Annotated in this window: 2 protein-coding genes; both read left to right on the forward strand. The window is 43.1% G+C overall.

Annotated elements, in window-relative coordinates; translation table 11 throughout:
- Nucleotides 1-1,221, forward strand: a 1,221-nt coding sequence (locus ACRCYC_RS17900) for a type I secretion C-terminal target domain-containing protein (protein ID WP_438620466.1), incomplete at its 5' end; no start/stop codon positions are given.
- A 49-nt stretch (nucleotides 1,222-1,270) separates the two neighbouring features.
- The coding region (locus ACRCYC_RS17905; protein ID WP_438620467.1) for a hypothetical protein at nucleotides 1,271-1,788 on the forward strand (518 nt) is incomplete at its 3' end.

The raw sequence follows: 1,788 nt of genomic DNA on the forward strand, positions 1-1,788 counted from the left end.
CCGAAAGAGGACCTAGCTATAAATGGCAAAGGGCAGGTTCTTGTAAAGGTGCATCTTCCAAAAGACGCTGAGGTTGGTGATATATTGAAAGTTACAGGCCAACCTGATTATGAGTTGACTCAAGCTGATATTAATAATGGATATAAAGAATACAAATATCATAAAGTTGAGTCAGGCAATACGTTAGAAGTTACCGCTACAATAACTGATAAAACTGGAAATATATCTGCGTCGGGTAGTGATAAAGCGTTGATGGTACCGGATAAGCAGTATTTAGAGGGTAATATATATAATGATACCTTTACGATAGATGCTCATCCTGCGGGAGGCTATATAACTATTGGAGGAGGAGAAGCACAACCGGCCGATAGAACTTTTGTTTCCAAAGAAAATAACTATATTAACGCAGGTGCAGGACGTGATCATGTAGAGTCTGGGGCGGGTAACGATGTTATTTGGTTGGGTCAGAGTTACACCCCCGCAGGTCTAGGTCTTGCTAACGATATGACAGCGTTCAATAGCGAAGCAGGACAAAAAGCGATTAAAGATTTAATCGAAAAATTTGCAACAACAACGGATGAATATTTAAATTCGTCAGTGAGTAAGCTTAAAGATGCATTACCATCAGATATTGCGACACTCGCCACTGGTGCTCTTGTTGATATTGCTCATGCAGGTGAAGGCAATGATACTGTCTTCGGTGAAGGCGGCACTGATTTGATTTTCGGTGGCGATGGTGACGATTATCTGGATGGCGGTGCCGATGATGATGTTTTGCGAGGTGGCTCCGGTAACGATACTTTACTCGGTGGTACTGGTAATGACATTCTCATCGGTGGTACCGGTAATGACATTTTGATCGGCGGATCAGGAAAAGACCTCTTTATTTGGGCGCAAAATGACCAGGGGAAAGGGGGGCAAATCAGCAAAGATATAGTGCAAGATTTTTCAATTGCTGATAAGGATTGCCTTGATATATCGCAGTTATTGCAAAATGAAAACAAGAGCAATATAGGTGATTTTATTTCTCTTGAGCGTCAGGGGGATTCATTACTACTGAAGCTTAGTGTTACAGCAAATGGTGCTGTGTCACAACACATTGAGCTGCAAAATCAAGCCCAATTGATGGGAAATCATGCTCAAGGTATATACGATGCAGCTACAGAAAAACAGCTATTAGATGAGTTGATTAAACAAGGCGCGTTAAAATTCGATCTTTAACCTCACATCGTACAGGGAGTTGAATGTGCAGGGGATAGTCCATGATCCATTGCTGGCAATTGTAGAATACATGGCCCGCCATTATCGGCGGACTATCTCTACATTGGAAATTTGTGCCGGATTACCATTACAAAATGGCGTGCTGGATATGTCGTTGTTTGGCCGAGCGGCTTACCGAGCTGGGCTGAATGCAAACCAACTAGGAACGCCAGTTAACATGTTACCGGATGCAGCACTGCCATGTGTGTTATTGGCAGACCAGCAAGCATGGGTGGTTTTAAGACGTGAGCAAGAGCGGCTAGTTGTATGGCAACCGGGTTTAGGTGAGCACGTTTTCGAACAAGTAAAACTGAACCACGCTACAGTCTGGATGCTCTCACCCTTACCCTATGTCGATGATAGAGCGCCTTCATATGATAATCAGGAAAATTGGTTACGCCGCGGATTAGCGCGCTCAGTACCTATTTATCGTGATGCACTACTGGCCAGTTTAATGATTAACTTACTTGCCATTGTATTGCCGCTATTCACAATGAATGTTTATGATCGTGTTGTTCCTAATCAAGC

Origin of the sequence: Paraclostridium sp. (assembly GCF_051657365.1) — a bacterium.
Classification (GTDB): Bacteria; Bacillota; Clostridia; order Peptostreptococcales; family Peptostreptococcaceae; genus Paraclostridium.